Annotated in this window: 19 protein-coding genes and 1 tRNA gene; 14 read left to right on the top strand and 6 right to left on the bottom strand. The window is 60.6% G+C overall.

All coding sequences use genetic code 11. The annotated features are described in order from the left end of the window. The first annotated feature begins 1 nt into the window (after nucleotide 1). The 11 genes from CGA21_RS11380 to CGA21_RS11430 all read left to right on the top strand — a co-directional run bounded on the left by CGA21_RS11380 (nucleotide 2) and on the right by CGA21_RS11430 (nucleotide 12,191). Nucleotides 2-727 carry an urea amidolyase associated protein UAAP1 gene (locus CGA21_RS11380; RefSeq protein WP_110749027.1) on the top strand — a complete coding sequence of 242 codons (726 nt, stop codon included), beginning with the start codon at nucleotides 2-4 and terminating at the stop codon, nucleotides 725-727. An 11-nt stretch (nucleotides 728-738) separates the two neighbouring features. Then, the gene (locus CGA21_RS11385) at nucleotides 739-1,392 is read left to right on the top strand and encodes an urea amidolyase associated protein UAAP2 (protein WP_033039025.1); all 654 of its coding nucleotides are present in this window, start codon (nucleotides 739-741) and stop codon (nucleotides 1,390-1,392) included. Nucleotides 1,393-1,669: 277 nt separating this feature from the next. Beyond that, nucleotides 1,670-5,299: an urea carboxylase gene (gene uca, locus CGA21_RS11390; RefSeq protein WP_188264222.1), complete on the top strand. Its 3,630-nt coding sequence runs from the start codon at nucleotides 1,670-1,672 to the stop codon at nucleotides 5,297-5,299. Nucleotides 5,300-5,323: 24 nt separating this feature from the next. Then, entirely contained in the window at nucleotides 5,324-7,102 is a 1,779-nt protein-coding gene (gene atzF / locus CGA21_RS11395; RefSeq protein WP_188264223.1) for an allophanate hydrolase, read from the top strand. A 215-nt stretch (nucleotides 7,103-7,317) separates the two neighbouring features. Further along, nucleotides 7,318-8,811, top strand: coding sequence for a sensor domain-containing diguanylate cyclase (locus tag CGA21_RS11400; protein ID WP_188264224.1), 1,494 nt, complete (start codon nucleotides 7,318-7,320; stop codon nucleotides 8,809-8,811). Continuing rightward, the gene (locus tag CGA21_RS11405) at nucleotides 8,798-9,016 is read left to right on the top strand and encodes a cysteine-rich CWC family protein (RefSeq protein WP_188264225.1); all 219 of its coding nucleotides are present in this window, start codon (nucleotides 8,798-8,800) and stop codon (nucleotides 9,014-9,016) included. Before CGA21_RS11400 ends, CGA21_RS11405 begins: the two co-directional genes overlap by 14 nt. Before the next feature lie 34 nt (nucleotides 9,017-9,050). Further along, entirely contained in the window at nucleotides 9,051-9,743 is a 693-nt protein-coding gene (locus tag CGA21_RS11410; RefSeq protein ID WP_188264226.1) for a pseudouridine synthase, read from the top strand. 310 nt (nucleotides 9,744-10,053) lie between these two features. Further along, nucleotides 10,054-10,938 (top strand): alpha/beta fold hydrolase, encoded by an 885-nt coding sequence (locus tag CGA21_RS11415; protein WP_188264227.1) that lies wholly within the window; start codon nucleotides 10,054-10,056, stop codon nucleotides 10,936-10,938. A gap of 164 nt (nucleotides 10,939-11,102) precedes the next feature. After that, nucleotides 11,103-11,176: transfer RNA gene (locus CGA21_RS11420), tRNA-Gly, on the top strand. A gap of 392 nt (nucleotides 11,177-11,568) precedes the next feature. Next, nucleotides 11,569-11,748, top strand: coding sequence for a type II toxin-antitoxin system HicA family toxin (locus CGA21_RS11425; RefSeq protein ID WP_077184214.1), 180 nt, complete (start codon nucleotides 11,569-11,571; stop codon nucleotides 11,746-11,748). 35 nt (nucleotides 11,749-11,783) lie between these two features. Further along, nucleotides 11,784-12,191, top strand: a complete 408-nt coding sequence (locus tag CGA21_RS11430) for a type II toxin-antitoxin system HicB family antitoxin (RefSeq protein ID WP_110749014.1) — start codon at nucleotides 11,784-11,786, stop codon at nucleotides 12,189-12,191. Between the two features lie 153 nt (nucleotides 12,192-12,344). On the opposite strand, the gene tam is transcribed toward CGA21_RS11430, so the two are convergent. Continuing rightward, a complete protein-coding gene (gene tam, locus CGA21_RS11435; RefSeq protein ID WP_188264228.1) occupies nucleotides 12,345-13,115 on the bottom strand; it encodes a trans-aconitate 2-methyltransferase in 771 nt (256 codons plus the stop codon). A gap of 260 nt (nucleotides 13,116-13,375) precedes the next feature. On the opposite strand from tam, the gene CGA21_RS11440 reads away from it, so the two are divergent. Further along, nucleotides 13,376-13,786 carry a low affinity iron permease family protein gene (locus tag CGA21_RS11440; RefSeq protein ID WP_020798397.1) on the top strand — a complete coding sequence of 137 codons (411 nt, stop codon included), beginning with the start codon at nucleotides 13,376-13,378 and terminating at the stop codon, nucleotides 13,784-13,786. Between the two features lie 45 nt (nucleotides 13,787-13,831). Here the strand turns inward: CGA21_RS11440 and CGA21_RS11445 are convergent, their stop codons facing one another. The 5 genes from CGA21_RS11445 to CGA21_RS11460 form a co-directional block, all read right to left on the bottom strand. Next, nucleotides 13,832-14,335, bottom strand: coding sequence for a DUF4142 domain-containing protein (locus CGA21_RS11445; RefSeq protein ID WP_110749011.1), 504 nt, complete (start codon nucleotides 14,333-14,335; stop codon nucleotides 13,832-13,834). A gap of 74 nt (nucleotides 14,336-14,409) precedes the next feature. Beyond that, complete coding sequence (locus CGA21_RS29940) at nucleotides 14,410-14,565, bottom strand: stress protein (RefSeq protein ID WP_080725380.1); 156 nt, start codon at nucleotides 14,563-14,565, stop codon at nucleotides 14,410-14,412. 117 nt (nucleotides 14,566-14,682) lie between these two features. Next, nucleotides 14,683-16,029 (bottom strand): sensor domain-containing diguanylate cyclase, encoded by a 1,347-nt coding sequence (locus tag CGA21_RS11450; RefSeq protein WP_188264255.1) that lies wholly within the window; start codon nucleotides 16,027-16,029, stop codon nucleotides 14,683-14,685. 103 nt (nucleotides 16,030-16,132) lie between these two features. After that, a complete protein-coding gene (locus tag CGA21_RS11455) occupies nucleotides 16,133-16,771 on the bottom strand; it encodes a LysE family translocator (protein ID WP_188264229.1) in 639 nt (212 codons plus the stop codon). Further along, the gene (locus tag CGA21_RS11460) at nucleotides 16,768-17,721 is read right to left on the bottom strand and encodes a LysR family transcriptional regulator (protein ID WP_110749009.1); all 954 of its coding nucleotides are present in this window, start codon (nucleotides 17,719-17,721) and stop codon (nucleotides 16,768-16,770) included. The genes CGA21_RS11455 and CGA21_RS11460 overlap by 4 nt, the downstream gene beginning before the upstream one ends. 77 nt (nucleotides 17,722-17,798) lie before the next feature. Here CGA21_RS11460 and CGA21_RS11465 point away from each other — a divergent pair, with 77 nt between their 5' ends. Together CGA21_RS11465 and CGA21_RS11470 are read left to right on the top strand one after the other, a co-directional pair. Further along, complete coding sequence (locus tag CGA21_RS11465) at nucleotides 17,799-18,287, top strand: DMT family transporter (protein ID WP_110749007.1); 489 nt, start codon at nucleotides 17,799-17,801, stop codon at nucleotides 18,285-18,287. A 318-nt stretch (nucleotides 18,288-18,605) separates the two neighbouring features. Further along, on the top strand, nucleotides 18,606-19,625 hold the full coding sequence (locus CGA21_RS11470; protein ID WP_110749006.1) for a DUF4917 family protein: 1,020 nt from the start codon (nucleotides 18,606-18,608) through the stop codon (nucleotides 19,623-19,625). The last annotated feature ends 124 nt before the right edge of the window (nucleotides 19,626-19,749 follow it).

Here is a 19,749-nt window from a genome sequence, read left to right on the forward strand (position 1 = left end):
AATGACTGATTCGACCCGACTGTTCCCGCCCTTCGCCGAAGAAATGCTGCCCGGCGGCGGCCATCGCTCCTTCGTGCTCAAGCGCGGCCAACTGCTGCGCCTGACCGACCTGCGCGGCGGTGCCAACGTGAGCCTGACGCTGCTCAACGCCAACGAAAAAACCGAACGCCTGAACCTGCCCGACAGCCTCAAATGCCAACACACCGCCAAGCTCACCGCCGGCCATTGCCTGTACTCGGACATGGGCCGCATATTGGCCGCAATCACCGCTGACACCTGCGGCTGGAGCGACAGCCTCGGCGGCGTGCTCTGCGCTGAAGAAGTGGCCGAAAAATACGGCCAGGGCCGCTATCAGGAACTGCGCAACGGCTTCTTCCGCAACGGCACCGACAACCTGCTGGTGGAGCTGGGCAAGTGGGGGCTGGGCCTGTCCGACCTGCTGATGACCCTCAACCTGTTCAGCCGGGTGAACGTCGATGACGCCGGGCGCTTTCACTTCGTTGAAGGCAATTCCAAAGCTGGCGACTACATCGAGTTATACGCACCGATGGACACCCTGGTGGTGCTCACCGCCCTGCAGCACCCGATGGACCCGACGCCGGAATATGCCCCCAAACCACTGAAGCTCAGCTGGATGAACGCCGACCCCAGCGTCGCCGAACACTGCCGCACCTCGCGCCCGGAAAACGAGCGCGGCTTCATCAACACCGACCGTCTGTTCGCCTGAGGATCGCTGCCATGTCACTCGCAATCGCCACTGCCGACGTTACTACAAGCAGGCAACCCGAAACTGCGGTCTACCGCGCCACCATCCCCGCCGGCGAACCCTGGCTGATGGAGGTCAAGGCCGGCCAGACCCTGCGCATCCTCGATCTGGAAGGCAATCAGGCCGTCGACACCCTGTTCTACAGCGTCGCCAATCCCAGGGAGCGCTACGACGTGCAGCGCACGTTGCGCCGCCAGAACAGCGTGTACCTGAGCACCGGTAGCGTGCTGTATTCCAACCTCGGCAAGCCGATGCTGACGATCATCGCCGACACCTGCGGCCGCCACGACACGCTCGGTGGTGCCTGCGCGCAAGAGAGCAACACCGTGCGCTACGCCCTGGAAAAACGCTACATGCACAGTTGCCGCGACAACTACCTGCGTGCCTGCGTCCACGACGGGCGCCTGGGTAAAGGCGACATCGGGCCGAACATCAATTTCTTCATGAACGTACCGGTCACGGCGGACGGCGGGCTGACCTTCGAGGACGGGATTTCCGCACCGGGCAAATACGTCGACCTGCGCGCCGAGATGGACGTGATCGTGCTGATCTCCAATTGCCCGCAACTGAACAACCCGTGCAATGCCTATAACCCGACTCCTGCGCAGGTGCTGGTATGGAACTGAGTCGTTTGCGCCGCTGGTTGTTTGCCCTGTGCCAGGCCCGCTCAGGGCAGTGCCTCAAAAAATAAGCCCGCCACAAATCCAAATGTGGGAGCGGGCTTGCTCGCGAATGCGGTGTGTCAGAAACATCAATGCCAACTGATACACCGCGTTCGCGAGCAAGCCCGCTCCCACAAGGGTTCAGCGGTGTTTTGAAGAAAAACTGATTTTTCCGTCGGGGACGACCCTGGCGCTCATCGAAAAACTGCGGGACGGCCCGCACCCCTCCAGGGGTTATGCCATGTTCAAAAAAGTCCTGATCGCCAACCGTGGCGCCATTGCCTGCCGCATCCTGCGCACCTTGCGCGAACTGCAAGTGGCAGGCGTTGCCGTGTATTGCGAAGCCGATGCCGCGAGCCTGCACATCCTGCAAGCCGACGAGGCCCACAGCCTGGGTGAGGGTGCCGCCGCCGGCACCTACCTGGCAGTGGAAAAAATCCTCGCCATCGCCAAGGCCACCGGCGCCACCGCAATCCATCCAGGCTATGGTTTTCTCTCGGAAAACGCTGCGTTCGCTGAAGCCTGCGAGGCCGCCGACATTGCCTTCATCGGCCCGACCCCGGAGCAGTTGCGCGTGTTCGGCCTCAAGCACACCGCCCGCGCCCTGGCCAAACAACACGGCGTGCCGATGCTCGAAGGCACCGAACTGCTCGACAGCCTCGATGCGGCACTGATCGCCGGCGCGCAAGTCGGCTATCCGGTCATGCTCAAGAGCACCGCCGGCGGTGGTGGCATCGGCATGCGCGTGTGCCGCAGCGCGGCCGAATTGAGCGAATCCTTCGAAGCGGTCAAGCGTCTGGGGCAGAACAATTTCAGCGACGCCGGGGTGTTCATCGAGAAGTACATCCAGCGCGCCCGACATCTGGAAGTGCAGGTGTTCGGTGACGGCCGTGGCGAGGTGATTGCCCTCGGCGTGCGCGACTGCTCGGTGCAGCGGCGCAACCAGAAAGTCCTCGAAGAAACCCCGGCACCGAACCTGCCAGAGGGTATGGCCGATGAACTGTGCGCGGCGGCGATCAAACTGGCCAAGGCGGTGAATTACCGCAGCGCCGGCACGGTCGAATTCGTGTTTGACAGCGATGCCCAGCGTTTCTACTTCCTTGAAGTGAACACCCGCTTGCAGGTGGAACACGGCGTCACCGAGCAAGTCTGGGGCGTCGACCTGGTGCGCTGGATGGTGCAACTGGCAGCGGGTGACCTGCCGCCGTTGAGCGCGTTGAGCCAGGGTTTGAAAGCGCAGGGTCATGCGATTCAGGCACGGTTGTATGCGGAAGATCCAGGGCGGGACTTTCAACCGAGTCCGGGTTTGCTGACGGCGGTGCACTTTCCGCCGGCCAACGGCGTAGAACTGCGCATCGACACCTGGGTCGAGGCCGGTTGCGAGATCCCACCCTACTTCGATCCGATGATCGCCAAGGTCATCAGTTGGGCCCCGACCCGTGAGCAAGCCGCAGCCGATCTGCATCAGGCCTTGGGCGAAAGCCTGCTCTACGGGGTGCAAACCAACCGGGACTACCTGAGGCAGATCCTGCTCGATGCGCCCTTCGCCAGCGGTCAGCCCTGGACCCGTTGCCTGGAAGCCCTGGCGTATCAGGCCAACACCTTCGAAGTGCTCAGCGCCGGCACCCAGACCAGCGTCCAGGACTATCCCGGTCGCCTCGGCTATTGGGCGGTAGGCGTGCCGCCATCGGGGCCGATGGACAGTCGTGCGCTGCGCTTGGGTAACCTTCTGCTGGGCAACGATGCAGGCGCCGCAGCGCTGGAAATCACCATGAGCGGGCCCTTGCTACGCTTCAATTGCGACGCGGTCGTTGCCGTCACGGGCGCGGTGATTGCGCTGACGTTGAACGGCGAAACCGTGCCGATGAACACGGCAATGTTGGTGCCAGCCGGTGCCACGTTGAGCCTCGGGACGATTGCCGGTGCTGGCGCGCGCAGCTATCTGTGCGTGCGCGGCGGCTTGCAGGTTCCGGATTACCTGGGCAGCAAGAGTACCTTCACCCTCGGCCAGTTTGGCGGGCATGGCGGTCGTGCATTGCGGGCGGGTGATGTGCTGCATGTGCTGGCGTTGAACGACCGGAGCGTCGGTGCGCAACTGCCTGAAATCGCCGAGTTGCCTGCCGTACGCCAAATACGCGTGATCTACGGCCCCCATGGGGCACCGGAATACTTCACTGAAAACTACATCGGCACCTTCTTCGCGACCCAGTGGGAAGTGCATTTCAACTCCAGCCGAACCGGCGTACGGCTGATCGGGCCGAAACCGCAATGGGTGCGCGCCGACGGCGGTGAAGCCGGCTTGCATCCGTCGAACATCCACGACAATCCCTACGCGATCGGCTCAGTGGACTTCACTGGCGACATGCCGGTGATCCTCGGCCCGGATGGTCCGAGCCTGGGCGGATTCGTCTGCCCGGTGACGGTGATCGAGGCGGATCTCTGGCAGCTGGGGCAACTCAAGGCTGGGGACAAGGTGCAGTTCCAACCGGTCGACCTCAAGACTGCCCGCAACCTCGCCTTGAAATGGAATACCCCCTGTGGGAGCGAGCCTGCTCGCGAAGGGGCCAGATCAGACACCGCATCAACTTCTTCGCGAGCAGGCTCGCTCCCACAGGGGGCTGTGTCGCCTGTGGTGTTGGATATTGGCCAGGGGGATACGCGGCTGGTCGCGCGACTGTCGGGGGATACACACCTGCTCCTGGAAATCGGCGCCCCCCAACTCGACCTCGTCCTGCGCTTTCGCGCCCACGCCCTCATGCAAGCCCTGGAAAGCAAACACCTGCACGGCGTGATCGACCTGACCCCGGGCATTCGCTCGCTGCAAGTGCACTACCAACCCGAGCAGTTGCCGCTTGCCGACTTGCTCGGCATCGTTGCCGGCGAATGGGACGCCGTGTGCGCCGCCAAGGACCTGCAGGTCCCCTCGCGCATCGTCCATCTGCCGCTGTCCTGGGACGACCCGGCCTGTCAGCTGGCCATCGAGAAATACATGACCACCGTGCGCAAGGACGCCCCCTGGTGCCCGAGCAACCTGGAGTTCATCCGGCGCATCAACGACCTGCCGAACCTCGATGAGGTGCAGCGCACGGTGTTCGACGCCAGCTACCTGGTGATGGGCCTGGGCGATGTGTACCTCGGCGCACCGGTCGCCACTCCGCTCGATCCGCGCCATCGCCTGGTGACCACCAAATACAACCCGGCCCGCACCTGGACCGCGGAAAATTCGGTGGGCATCGGTGGCGCCTACATGTGCGTGTACGGCATGGAAGGCCCCGGTGGTTATCAGTTCGTCGGGCGTACGCTGCAGATGTGGAATCGCTACCGCGAAGTCGCCGCCTTCGATGGCAAGCCATGGCTGCTGCGCTTCTTCGACCAGATCCGTTTCTACCCGGTCAGCGCCGATGAACTGCTGCGCATTCGCCGGGACTTCCCCCTCGGACGCTTCCCCCTGGACATCGAGCACAGTCAGCTGAACCTCGCCGATTACCAGGCCTTCCTGGCGCAGGAGGCCCAAGGCATCAACGCGTTTCGCGATCAGCAAAAAGGCGCATTCAATGCCGAACGCGAACGCTGGATCGCCAGCGGCCAGGCACATTTCGACAGCGAGGAATTGGCCCCGGAGGTGACCGAAGACGCGCCTCTGGCCAACGGTCAGCAGAGCATCGACAGCCATATCGCCGGCAACCTCTGGCAGGTTCAGGTGCAGGCTGGCAATCGCGTCGAGGCCGGAGACGTGCTGGTGATCCTGGAGTCGATGAAGATGGAAATCCCGCTGCTCGCGCCGGTGGCCGGCGTGGTGCGTGAGATTCGCGTGCAGCCAGGTTCGGCGGTGCGTGCCGGACAACGCGTCGTGGTGCTGGAACTCGACTGAAGCCATTTCGAAAGGACAAATACCATGAACATCAATCTGCAACTCGACGCCCTGCGCAACGCCTACCGCGATGGCAGCACCACGCCCCGGCAACTGCTGCCGGGCCTTCGTGACAAAGCGGCGGCACTGAACCCGGACTATCACCTGTTCATCCATTTGCTCAGCGCCGAAGAACTGGAGCCCTACCTCGCCGCCCTCGACGGCCGCGACATCGACAGCCTGCCGCTGTACGGCGTGCCGTTCGCGATCAAGGACAACATCGACCTGGCGGGCATACCGACCACGGCGGCCTGTCCGGCATTCGCCTACGTACCGCAACGTTCGGCGACCATCGTCGAGCAACTGCTGGCGTTGGGCGCAGTTCCCCTGGGCAAGACCAACCTCGATCAGTTTGCCACCGGCCTTAACGGCACTCGCTCGCCCTATGGAGCATGCCCCAACAGTGTGTTGCCGGAGTATCCGTCGGGTGGTTCCAGCGCCGGTTCTTCACTGGCGGTGGCGCTCGGTGTGGCGAGTTTTTCCCTGGGCACCGACACGGCGGGCTCCGGGCGCGTGCCGGCGGCGTTGAACAATCTGGTCGGGATGAAAGCCACCAAGGGCCTGATTTCCACCGCCGGCGTGGTGCCGGCCTGTCGCACCCTCGATTGCGTGACGACGTTCACCGCAACCGCCCGGGAGGCCAGTCAGTTGCTTGCATTGACCGCCAGACTCGACCCCCGGGACGAGTACAGCCGCAGCAATCCGTCGTGGAATGACGGCTCGGCGTTCGGTGCAATGCGTGCCTTCCGTTTCGGTGTGCCCCGGGCGCAAGACCTGGCATTTTTCGGCTGCGCTGAAGGCCCGTTGTTGTTCGCCGACGCCGTCGAGCAACTCAAGGCTTTGGGCGGCCAGGCCGTGGAGTTGGATCTGTCGCCGTTCCTCGAAGCGGCGCGCTTGCTCTACGAAGGCCCTTGGGTGGCCGAGCGCTACAGCGTGGCCGGCGAGCTGATGGAAGAAAATCCGCAAGCCGTGTTGCCGGTGATCCGCGCCGTATTGGCCAAGGCGCCGGCGGTCAACGGCGTGCAAACCTTCCGCGCACAGTATCGCCTGCAAGCACTGAAAGCCTTGTGCGACAAGGCACTCGATGGCCTCGATTGCGTAGTCACGCCGACCATTGGCCGCCCGGTCACACTGGCGGAACTCGACGCCGAACCGGTCCAGCGCAACAGCGAACTGGGTTACTACACCAACTTCATGAACCTGCTCGACTACGCCGCCATCGCCGTGCCCAGCGGGTTCATGGACAACGGTTTGCCCTGGGGCGTGACCCTGTTCGGACGGGCGTTCACCGATCAATACCTGTTGAGCCTGGCCGATGGCTTGCAGCGCCAGCAAGGATTGGCGGCACCGGCACCGACGGCTGTTGCGCGCAATGACCGGGCGCGGCTGGTGGTCTGTGGCGCGCACCTGGATGGCCTGGCGTTGAACTGGCAGCTCAAACAGCGCGGTGCGCGCCTGGTGGAAAGTACGTTCAGCTCACCCGACTACCAACTGTATGCCTTGGCCGGTGGCCCGCCGTTTCGTCCGGGCATGGTTCGGGTCAAGGACGGCGGCGTGGCGATTGCCGTGGAAGTCTGGGAACTGCCGAGTAGCGAACTGGGCTCGTTCCTCACCGGCATCCCGGCACCGTTGGGGTTGGGTAAGGTGCAACTGGCGGATGGTCGCTGGGAAAGCGGGTTTATCTGTGAGGCCTATGGGTTGGAAGGGGCGGTGGATATCAGCCACCTGGGCGGCTGGCGTGCCTACCTGCAATCCCGGACCTGAGATCGTTCCCACGCTCTGCGTGGGAATGCAGCCAGGGACGCTCCGCGTCCCATCCAGAGCCGAACGCGGAGCGTCCGTTGAGGCATTCCCACACAGAGCGTGAGAACGATCTGTGTCAAAACACAGGAACGACCATTCGCGACGTACATGGAGCAGCTATTTCCCCCGACAGTCCTTAGAATGCTCGCCACCGGATAGCTGACAATGGAACTGCCATGCCGCTTCGCTCGCCGCTGTACTCCCAACGATCGTTGGTCCTCACGCTGGTCGCGTTGCTGGGTGCAGGCTTCCTGGCCACCTCCTTTCTCAGTTACTACGCCTCGCGCGCGTCGATCCGCGACAACATCGTCAATACCGAACTGCCGCTGACCTCGGACACCGTCTACTCGGAAATCCAGAAAGACCTGGTCAGGCCAATCCTGATTTCCTCAATGATGTCCCGCGACACCTTCATGCGCGACTGGGTGGTCAATGGCGAGCGCGACACCGGTCAGATGACCCGCTACCTCAACGAGGTCATGACCCACTACGGCGCCTACACGGCGTTTTTCGTTTCCGACGCCAGCCTGACCTACTACCACGCCAAAGGCGTGCTCAAGCAGGTCAAGACCACCGAACCCCGAGATGCCTGGTACTTTCGTGTCCGTGACATGAAAGACCCCTACGAGATCAACGTCGATCCGGACCTCGCCAACAAAGACAACCTGACCGTCTTCATCAACTACAAGGTCTACGACTACCACAACCGCTTCATCGGCGCCGCGGGTGTCGGGCTAACGGTCGACGCGGTGATCAAGCTGATCGACAAATACCAGCAGCGCTACCAGCGCAGCGTGTACTTCGTCGACACCTTCGGCCGCCTGGTGCTCACCGGGGCCGAGGGCGGACCGCAAGGTGCCCTGGCCGGGCAGACCCTGGCCGAACTCGACAGCATGAAAAACCTGCTCAGCCAGTTGCCCAAGCCCCACAGCGGCAGCTACGAATACTCGGGCCAAGGCCAGGGGCATTTCCTCAACGTGCGGTTCATCCCGGAGCTGAACTGGTACCTGTTCGTCGATAAGCGCGAAGACGGCGACCTCAACGACATCCGTCGCTCGTTATACCTCAACTTGCTGATTTGCCTGGTGGTCACATTGACCGTGCTGGCCCTGCTCAACCGCGTGATCAAACGCTACCAAAGCCAGATCCAGACCCAGGCAACGCTCGACAGCCTGACCGAGCTGCCCAACCGTCGCGGCTTCGACCTGCTGGCCGCGCAAGCGATGCAAGAAGCCCAGCGCGAACCCAGGCCGCTGACGGCATTGCTGCTGGACCTGGACCACTTCAAGGCCTTGAACGACACCTACGGCCACCTGGCCGGCGATCAGGTGCTGATCGGCTTCGCCCGTGACCTGGAAAGCTGCCTGCGCCACTCCGACATCGTCAGTCGCTGGGGCGGCGAGGAATTTATCGTGCTGCTCAAGGACACCGACGCAGAGGCGGGTCAAGTGATCGCCGAGAAAATACGCCAGCATGTGGAACACCAGCCCTATGCGTACAATGGCAACCGCTTGCAACTGACCGTCAGCATCGGCCTGACCTGCCTGCAACCCGATGACACCTTGCACACCCTGCTGTCGCGGGCCGATCATGCGATGTATCGGGCCAAACAATCGGGCCGCAACCGAACCTGCGTGGAGCTCCCACACCCTGCCTATGTCCCAGCCTGACCTCTGCCCCGCTTGCGGCGCACCCAACGATTGCACCCTGGCCGACCCGCGAACCGCGGACCGGGCGTGCTGGTGCTACGGCGTCAGCATCGATCCGGCGGTGCTCCAGGCGCTGCCTGCAGAGCTGCGCAACGCAGCCTGCCTGTGCCCGCGTTGCGCCGAGGTCGAGGCGCAGTTGCAAGCAACGGCCCGGCCGATCACGTAAGATACGCCGCCCTTTTCTCACCGATCTTCAAGTCATGCGCGTCGACCGTTTTCTCAGCAACCTGCCCTGCTTCAACCGAAAGCAGGTGCGCCTGTTGCTGGTGGAAAAACGCGTCAGGATCGACGGCCAGACCGTCAGCGATCCCCACGCCGACGTCCGCGAATTCAGCCGCGTCGAAGTCGACGACGAAGTGCTGCAAGCCGGCAAGGCGCTGCGTCACTTCATGCTGCATAAACCCGCCGGATGTGTCAGCGCCACCCGCGACCTCCAACACCGCACCGTACTGGACCTGATCGCGGAGCCGGACAAGGATGACCTGCACATCGCCGGCCGCCTGGACTTCAACACCACCGGCCTGATGCTGATCACCAATGACGGCAGTTGGTCGCGACGCCTGACCCAGCCCCAGACCAAACTGGCGAAGGTCTACTACGTTGAAACCGAGCAAGACATCGGCCCCGAATACGCGATCAAATTCCGCGAGGGGCTGTATTTCGCCTTCGAAGACCTCACCACCCTACCCGCCGGGCTAGAGCTTCTGGGCCCCAAAAGCGCGCGCCTGAGCATCGTCGAAGGCCGGTATCACCAGGTCAAGCGCATGTTCGGTCACTTCAACAACAAAGTGACGCGCCTGCACCGCGAACGCATGGGCCCGCTGACGCTCGACAACGCGCTGAAACCAGGCGAATACCGCCCTTTGAGCAACCATGAGATCGAATTGATCTAAGCAATCTACCGCTCAGCAGAAGTTGTCGAACAATTTACCAAAGACACTTGCGCGATGACGTGACGCCTGCTTGAATCAGGACGTCGGCCGAAATGTGACCGATGAGTCACGGATTACATCCAAGAAACTTTTTGCCGGTAGGAACCCCTGGGTTCCGGCCTCACCCGGCAGACTGCCCGCCAATAACAATACCCGTCGACCGGGCTGCATGGATCGACATGGGCTAACAATTTCAAGGCGTATGCCTACCTGTCACAAAGCTCGTGCAATCTCATTTGCGCGCATACCCGCTTGCCAGGAGTCTTATGACATGAGGCCAGAAATCGCTGTGTTGGATATACAGGGTCAGTATCGGGTTTACACGGAGTTCTATCGCGCAGACGCCGCAGAAAAGACCATTATTCTGGTCAACGGCTCGCTTGCCACGACTGCGTCGTTTGCACAAACCGTGAAAAACCTCCACCCACAGTTCAATGTCGTCTGCTACGACCAGCCCTACGCGGGCAAATCCAAAGCCCACAACCTGCATGAGAAATTGCTAACCAAGGAAGTCGAAGGGCAGATCCTCCTGGAACTGATCGACCACTTCGCCGCCGAACACGTGCTGTCGTTTTCCTGGGGTGGCGCCGCGACGCTGGTCGCATTGGCCCAACAGCCTCGGCGCATCGAAAAAGCCGTGATCAGCTCGTTCTCCCCGGAGATCAATGCGCACATGCTCGATTACCTCGAGCGCGGCGTGGATTACCTGGGCAGCCGCGACGGCGACCGGGTCGGCAACCTGGTCAACAGCACCATCGGCAAGCACTTGCCGACGCTGTTCAAGCGCTTCAACTACCGCCACGTCAGCAGCCTGGCCGATCACGAATACGGGCAGATGCACTTCCACATCAACGACTTGCTGCACAGCGACCGCCAGTGCTTCTTCAAGGCGGCACAGCAAATCAACGTACCGGTGCTGTTCATGAACGGCGAATGGGACGAATACACCGCCGCCGAGGGCGCACGGTTGTTCGCCGACCACGTGCAACACGCCACCTTCACGACCCTGGATGCCACTGGCCACTTTCTCGACATGGAGCACAAAGCCGCCTGCCGAGACAGCCGCAATGCACTGCTGGGGTTCCTGAAGCCAGCACAGCACGAAAGCCGACCGCGTTTCCACCACGTTCAGGACCACCATGCATTGTCCCTGTGAAGTAGCGTCATCGCGAGCAAGCCCCACCCTCCACTGCAGGAGCGAGGCTTGCCCGCGAATGACCGTCACGCGGTCTGTGACGTAATTCACCCGAGCTAAAGCCATCAAACGCAAAGAAAAACTTCATTTCCACGCGCACATCTGGTACAAAGTCACCGCTCTGAGCGGGTGTCGTATAATGGCATTACTCCAGCTTCCCAAGCTGATAACGAGGGTTCGATTCCCTTCACCCGCTCCAATCGAATTTTTATCTCACGTTGTTTTTAGACGGGGGATGCAGGTATGAATAAAACCGGCCTACAGGGCCGGTTTTTTTATGCCTTGAGTTTGGTGAGATTCCAGCTTGTCATTTCCGCGGGTCGCCACTGCAGTGCCCCCAGCCGCTCTGCTTACACTAGCGTTTTCGCCTAGGTTTCAGGACCTTCCAGAGAGCACAGGAGCATCGGCTGGAAAGCCTGACGGAAAACCTTCGCAATACATCCATTTGGGTTGTCCAAGGCTTTTTCGCATCGCCCCCTAGACTCGATTCCTATCGCTGCCCCACCGAGCCAGGAAGACTTTGGTGGTTATAGTGTTGATTAAAAAAAATCAGTGGGTATAGTAACCACAAGCTCACCACAAGGAGGTGATGTGAATAGCCGATTTTTGATTAGCCAACTCGTTGCGGACGGCTGGTATCTGGTACGTATCAGAGGCAGCCACCATCACTTCAAGCATCCGACCAAACCGGGGCTGGTGACCGTCCCTCACCCGAAGAAAGATCTTCTCAAGAAAACGGCCATTAGTATTTTGCAACAGGCGCTGCTCTGATTAACGCTGCGCTGAGTCCTCGGAGGACAATGACAATGCTTTACCCGATTGCGATTTCAATGGGAGATGAGGAGCATGCCTGGGGTGTTGAAGTCCCTGACATTGCGGGCTGTTTTTCCGCCGGGGAAGATCTGGATGATGCGATGGCGATGGCCCGAGAAGCCATTGAAGGCCATTTCGAGATTCTGGCCGAAGACGGTTCACCCATTCCTCCTGCGAATAAAGTGACATTGCACGCAGCCAATCCCAAGTACGCGGGGTGCGCATGGGCACTGGTGGACATCGACGTTACCAAGTATCTAGGCAAGGCCCAGAAGCTGAACATCACACTGCCCGGTTACCTGCTCAACCGTATTGATGAGTATGTGCTGCACCACCCGGAAGAGAAAAGCCGTTCGGGTTTTCTGGCTTCGGCCGCACTCAAGGTATTGCAACAACGTTGATAAGCTGATTGCAGCGATCTATCTACCGGCCCGCGTGGCCGGTTTTTCGTCAACGAATGGGGCCCCTCAGATACCGAGGTCGCCGCGCAACCGGCACTGGCCCAAAAGCAGCCGCCTGATGATGTTGGTCAGTGTTCCGCGCTGATGGATGAATCAGCGAGTCGCCACCAGAAACAACCGCGGAAACGGCAGCAATACCGAACCATCGGCCAATGCCGGATAGGCCTGTGCAATTGCAGCCTGGTACTGCTGCAGAAACTGCGTGCGTTCGGCCTCATCCAGCGGTTCGAGGAAGGGCCGCAATCCGCTGCCCTTGAACCACTCCACCACCCCCGACGCGCCGCCCGCCAGCAGATGATGGTACGTGGTGCGCCAGACATCGACGCGGGTGCAACAGGCTTTCAGCATCGAGTAATAAACGCTGGCATCGGCCATTTCGGTTCTCTGTCCGGCAACTTCGGCAAGTTTGCCCGCCCAGGGACCGTCCGCCGCGACTTCGCGCATCAAGCGGTGTGAGGGTTGATTGAGGTTGTCGGGCATCTGGATTGCCAAACTGCCACCGGGTGCGAGCTTGCTCACCAGCGCCGGCAGCAACGTTGCGTGATCGGGCACCCACTGCAGTACCGCGTTGGCAAAAATCACATCGAATGGGCCAGTGTCATTCCAGGTATCGATGTCAGCGACATCGAAGCGCACCTGTGGCAGGCGCTTGCGCGCAGCCTCGATCATGTCGGTGGAACTGTCCAGCCCTCGCACCGTGGCATCAGCGAAGCGCTCCACCAGCAACTCGGTCGAGTTTCCCGGTCCACAACCGATGTCGATGGCCGAGCGCACTGTCCCAACCGGGATGGCGGCCAGCAGGTCGCGGGCGGGACGGGTGCGTTCATCTTCGAAAGCGACGTATTGTTTGGCCGACCAACTCATTGCGTTCTCCTGTCGGTGCATTTGTTTTTTTCAGCACGGGCAAAAAATTTCAATCGTAACCATACAACGCCAGCAACACATTGCGAGCCTTTCAATGGGCAAAACTTCAAGATCAAAAGATCGCAGCCTGCGGCAGCTCCTACATCGGATCAACCCGTAGGAGCTGCCGCAGGCTGCGATCTTTTGATCTGAAATAAGCCGAATTTTCACCCCGCCGCCACTGTCTGAAATTCAAGCGCCCTCTTATAAGGAAAACGGCCATGAAATTCGCAAAAATCGCACAGAAACTTGCTTTGTGGACCGGCAGCCCATCGACATTCCTCGGGGCGATCATCCTGATTTTGCTGTGGGGATTCAGTGGGCCGATCTTCGGTTTCAACGATACCTGGCAGCTGGTCATCAACACCTCGACCACCATCATCACCTTCCTGATGGTGTTCCTGATCCAGAACACACAGAACCGCGACACCGACATTCTGCACCTGAAGGTCGATGAGTTGCTGCGAGTGACGAAAGAAGCGCAGAACGCGATGCTCGGGCTCGAAGCCCTGGACCTCAAGGAGCTGGAAGCCTTGAGAAAGCACTACCGCAGCCTTGGCGAAGGCCAGACCATTTCCATTGATGGCACCGTGGTCCAGGAAAAAGGCAAACAGGATCTGAATAAATGCTGATCGACCGTGCGCGGGTGACCGCACGTCACCCGCGCACGCGAAGCGTTAGCGACTGGCTTGCAAGGCCCTGGCCATTTGCAGGTGATTCTGCAGCTTTGGCAGGGTCTCTTCTGCGAACGCCTTGATTTGCGGCACCTCGGTGGTCTGGGCCGTTTGCTCCAGCTGCTCGATGGCTTCCTGGGTGGTCTTGACCTGACTGGCCGCGTAGGCCTGGTCGAAGGTCTCGCCTTCCATGACTTGCGGCATCAGCGCCTTGGCTTTTTCCATCACTTCTTCACGCGGTGCCACCGGCAGATCCAGTTGCTTGGCGATTTTGGCCAGGTGCTGGTTGGCGGTCGTGCGATCGTTGATCACAACGATGGTGTAGTCCTTGACCTCCTTGGATTCGGACTTCTGGTGCGCCAGTCGGCTGGCTTCGATGTCAGCGATGCCTTTGGCCGACGCATCGTTGATGAATTCGGTGGGCGTCTGGGCGAAGGCACTGTTGACACACAGGCCCAGTAACGCGGCTAGACCGCAGTTGCGTAATCGGGTGGCCATAGGGTTCATGGTCGCGCCCTCCTCAGTAAAAATTCAAACGGGAGCTTTCGCTCCCGCTTCTCAATCAGAACCACCTGCATCCATTACTTGGATTTCTGGCCGGGTTTGCGGCCCATCTCGGACTTCGTGGAGTCTTTATCAACAGTCGTGGTCGTGGTTTTCCCACCTTTACGACCGGCTTCAGACGTCTTCGTTCGATCGTTGGCGTGTCCCGAGCTCGAGTTTCTTGAGTTAGGCATGATTCTCTACCTCTTGATGATGATCTCGGCGAGCCATTGCCCGCATAGAATCTGAATTTCCATCCATCAAAAGGTTTAGAAAAGCTGCTATCGCCACGACGAACGGTGGCGATAATTTCAGATGAGCCGCAGGTGTTGCTCGCGCTTGGCGCTGTACATCGCCTCGTCGGCGTGCCTGAACAGCTGCTTTTCTTCAGTGCCGTGTTCGGGGTATTGGGCGACGCCGATGCTTGGCTGGATATGCAAGCTGTGTCCGTCCAGGCGCATGGGCGCAGACAGTACCTGGCGAATTTTCCCGGCCACACAGTCGGCATCCCCCGAGGCGTGGATGCTGTGCAGCAACACCACGAATTCGTCACCACCAATACGCGCCACCGTGTCGGTCTCACGCACGCAGCCCTTGAGCCGATTGGCCACGGTTTGCAGCAACATGTCGCCGACCGCGTGCCCGTGGGTGTCGTTGACTTGTTTGAAGCGGTCCAGATCGACGTACAAAAGGGCCATGCGTCCGCGCTCTTGCAGCGCCGACGCCAAGGCCAGCTTCAGTCGGTCCCGTAGCAGTTCGCGGTTGGGTAGTTGGGTCAACTGGTCGTACTGGGCCATGTGCTGCAGGCGCGTGTGCAATTGCTTGCGCTCGATCGCCGTCGCGACTTGTGCGCAAACGTATTGCAGCAACTCCTTGTCCTGTTCGGTGTAGCGCTCATCGCCCGGCTTGGTTTTGACGATCAGGGCACCAATCGTGCCGTTTTGCGAGTTCAGCGGTACACCCAGCCAGCACGGCGAATGCTGCCCACTCACCAGCGACTCGAACTCCAAGGGCAGGTCGCTCTGATCCGGCGTCAGCAGGATCGGCAGGCCGCTGTGGACGACCTCCGCGCAAAGGCGTGCGGTGATGGTTCCGGGCTGTTCGGGATGCGGTTCGTGGTCGTCGACGTGATAGGGAAAATTCAGCTGTCCACACTGCTCGTCGTACAGCGCCACGGAAAAATTCAACGCCGGTAGCCATTCGCCGATGATCAGATGGATACGCTTGAACAACGCCAGCAAGTCTTCCGCGGCATGTGCCGCTTCGGAAATCGCATACAACGCCGCTTGTCGGGATTCGGCCAGCTTACGCTCGGTAATGTCGCGGGCCACGGCGATGCGCAGCTGATCGACCTCCGACCAACGCGCCGACCACAGGATATTGACCACCCGGCCGTCCTTGCGCAGGTAGCGGTTTTCGAAATTCAGCTTGGGTTCGCCACCCATGATTTCCCGCGCGGCGTCGAGGGTGCGCTGGCGATCGGCCGGGTGCACCAGGTCGATCATTGGCTGGCCGATCAGTTCGTCGGGGGTATAGCCGAAAATGCGCTCGCACGCCGCGCTGACAAATACGAAGCGGCCTTGTTTGTCGACCGCGCAAACGGCGTCCAGCAGCAGATCAATGTAGCTCGCCAACGGCGCGGAGTTTGTGCTGGTCATGGTGCCGTAATTTTGTCCGGACATTGCAGCCATTGGAAACCCTCCCTGACCGGTCAGGCGCCTGAGCGCCGACGGCACAACCGACGTATCCCTTCAATCAGCGTTACGCTTTGTTCGTCACCAGCCCCGGCAGTGCATGCGCCAGGGCGTTGATGGCGAAACCGATGAACATCAGCCCGCATAACCGGGTGATAGCCAGTTCATGGCGTTGATACAAGGTGCGCACCCGCCGCGCGCCAACGATGCCGATGAGGATAGCGTAGGCCAGCAGGCCGCCGACGAAGCTCAAGACGATCAGCCACGGCAACATCGACCAGGTCAGCAATTCTGCCCGGCTGGACAATAGCGCAGTGAAGGTGGCCACTGCCACCGGGTAAGCTTTCGGATTGGTCAGGCCGAACAGAATGCCGTGCCAGAATGGTTGCCGCGCAGGCCCCTGCGGCGCCTCGCCTACCCGCTGGCGCGCGCGCACCGCGCGCCAGCCGAGCCAGAACAGGTAGAGCCCGCTGAGCACGCCCAGTACATCGAAGGCAGTGCTGCCGATTTCCCGCGCACCGACAATCGCTATCAATGCGGTACTGCACCAGACCACGTCGCCCAACAAATGCCCGCAGAGAAACCCCGCCCCCGCCCGCCTTCCGTGGGCGGCGCCGATGCCGAACACCGCCAATACCCCAGGCCCTGGCGTGATGCCATAGATGAAGCCCGAGGCGAGAACGGCCATTAGCAGGGAGGAGGTCATGGGAAGTCCTTTTGCGCTGTTTGGGTGAATGGGCGCCAGTCTATATCAGCTGAGGCTCGCTCGATTTGCGCATTCAGCCACTTCAACGCCTGATCGCTGCCCCGGCGTTTGTGCCAGACCAGGACAAAGGTGAACGACGGGATATCAAACGGCGGCGGCACGATAATCAATGACTGCTCGTCGATATCGCGCAAGGCACGGGAGGCGACCGTGAGGATCAGGTCGGTGCCGCTGATCAATTGCGGGGCGACGCTCCAGTGCGGCAGGCTGACGGCGATTCGGCGACGCTCGCGTAGGCGGGTCAGGGCGCGCTCGATTTCCGGAGTACCGCTGCCACGCATTTCCAGCAAGACGTGGGGGTGGCTCAAATAGGTGCGAAGCTCGAGCACGCTCGCGTCAGCCAGGCTGTTGCGGTCCAGCAGGCAGACATAGTGCTCTTCGAACAACGGCGTGCTGCGCAATTCGTTGGGCATTTCCGGAAACACCCCAGCGGCAGCATCGATATCACCGTTGAGCACCCCTTCGAGCATGCCTTCACGGCTGGCGTGGCTGATCTGCAGGTCGATGCCGGGCGCTTCGCGGCGCAGCGTACGGATCAGACCCGGCAGGAGGATAGCGGCACCGTAATCAGACATCGCCAGGCGAAAAGTGCGTTTGGCCGTGGCCGGATCAAAGGCATTCGGTGCCAGCAGCGATTGCACCTGGGCCAACACTTCACCCAGCGGCACCATCAGCTCAAGCGCTCGAGGAGTCGGCACCAGGCTGGCGCCAGCGCGCACCAGCAACGGATCACCGAGCAGATCGCGCAAGCGTGCCAGGGCATGGCTGACAGCAGGCTGGCTCAGGTGCAGGCGCTCGGCCGCACGAGTCACGTGTTGCTCGTTGAGCAAGGCGTCAAGGATTACCAGCAGGTTGAGATCGATGCGCCGCAGATCATTCATCTGATGCATGTTCTAGATAGTAAAACGGAATTTAAATCTGCGTGACGAATGCTCTAGAGTCCAGCAAAACCTGTTGGAGAATGAAAATGAGTACGTTGCATTGGGTGGGTCTGTTGCTCCTTGCTGCATTCGCCGGAGCGGTGGTGCCGTTCCAGAGCGCGATCAACGCCAATCTCGGGCGCGGCCTGGGTCATCCATTGTGGGCGACCCTCGCTTCATTGATGGTGAGCATCCTGGTGTTGCTGCCGATCATGCTGGCGATGCGTTTGCCATTGCCATCGATGGCGTTCATCGGCAAGGCGCCGCTGTGGATGTGGGCCGGTGGTGCATTTGGGGTGTGTTTTATTTCACTGGCGCTGGTGTTGCTGCCCAAGCTTGGCGCTTCGGGATTCATGGCGTTGGCGCTGGCGGGGCAAGTGGTGGCCTCGCTGGTGCTGGATCACTTTGGGTGGTTTGGGTTGGTGGAGCGGCACATCACGCTGCCGCGATTGGCTGGGGCGGTGTTGCTGATCGGCGGGGTGGTGTTGATTCAGTTTGGGGCCATGCCGGCCAAGTCTTTGGCGGCTGCGGGTTGAAGTAGTTACCGAGCGTTCAATGTTGATTGTCAGTCAGTCTTCGCGAGCAGGCTCGCTCCCACAGGGGAATGCATTGCTATCTGCAGGCGCTGCAGGTTTCAGTAACCGTCAGAACGTGTTGGGCGTGCGCAGCTTCTGCGGCAAGTCCCACAACAGCGCCGGTCGGCGGTGCTTATGCGATGGCGCTGAGTGGATTCGTCCATCAACTGACGGCTGCCGCGATTGGCGCGATGATCTGAGTGATGCAGACCAGGCTCAGTGCCCGACCATGATAAAGTCGCCGCCCATCAGACCTTTTGCTTCGAGATGAGCACCGCAATGACCGATTTCCAGGATGTCGACGCCCAACTTGAAGACTGGAACGTCTTGCGCAGCGGCGCTGCGTTCGACGGTTTGCTGGTGGGTAATGGGGCCAGCCGTGCGGTGTGGGATGACTTCGGTTACGACTCGCTGTTCGAAAACGCCCGCACCGTCGAAGAAAAACCCCTCAGCCCATCCGAGTTGAGTGTGTTCGATGCGCTGCAGACACGCAGTTTCGAGCAGGTGCTCAGCGCTTTGAAAACCACCAGCCGGGTCAACAAGGCCCTGGCCGTCAGCTCTGCCGCACCGCGTAATCGTTACTACGCGATCAAGGAAGCGCTGATCAACACCGTGCACGCCGTCCACATTCCTTGGCGGTTGGTCGAGGCCTCGAGCCTGGCGACCATCGGTGAGGAACTGGGCCGTTATCGTACGGTGTTCACCACTAACTACGACTTGCTCAATTACTGGGCGATCCAGCAGCATCCCGAAGCGATCAGCGATCTGTTCCAGGGGGCAGAACCTTCCTTCGACCTGAGCGTTACCGCCACCGACAAAACCCGTTTGCTGTACTTGCACGGCGGTCTGCACCTGGTGCGCAACCAGGACGGCACGGCGCGCAAATTGATGTCGACCGAAGGCACGTTGCTGGGCAATTTCGCCATCAACAACACGATCAAGACCCTTGACGATGTACCGTTGTTCATCAATGAAGGGCCGAGCGCAGACAAGCTCAAGACCATCCGCAGTTCCGACTACCTGTCGTTCTGCTACGAGCAGTTACTCGGCCATGGCGGCGGGTTGTGCATTTTCGGGCATGCATTGGGCGAGCAGGACAGTCACATCGTGCACGCCTTGCGCGTGGCGAAACCGAAGAGTGTGGCCATCTCGATTTACCCGCGCAGCAAGGCGTTCGTCCAGCACCAGAAGCGGCATTACGCGAAGCTGTTCGAGGGGACTGGGGTTGAGTTGCGGTTTTTTGATTCCAAGACCCATGCGCTGGGTAGCCCGAAGCTAGCGGTTCCAGTGGAAGTTTAGTGGTTTGAGCTGATGCCTTCGCGAGCAGGCTCGCTCCCACAATGGCATGCATTCTTCCTGTGGGAGCAAGCCTGCTCGCGATGGCGGCGTGTCAGTCAACATCTTGCTGACTGTTAAACCGCAT

The organism is Pseudomonas sp. PSB11 (assembly GCF_014596605.1).
Taxonomy (GTDB): Bacteria; Pseudomonadota; Gammaproteobacteria; order Pseudomonadales; family Pseudomonadaceae; genus Aquipseudomonas; species Aquipseudomonas umsongensis.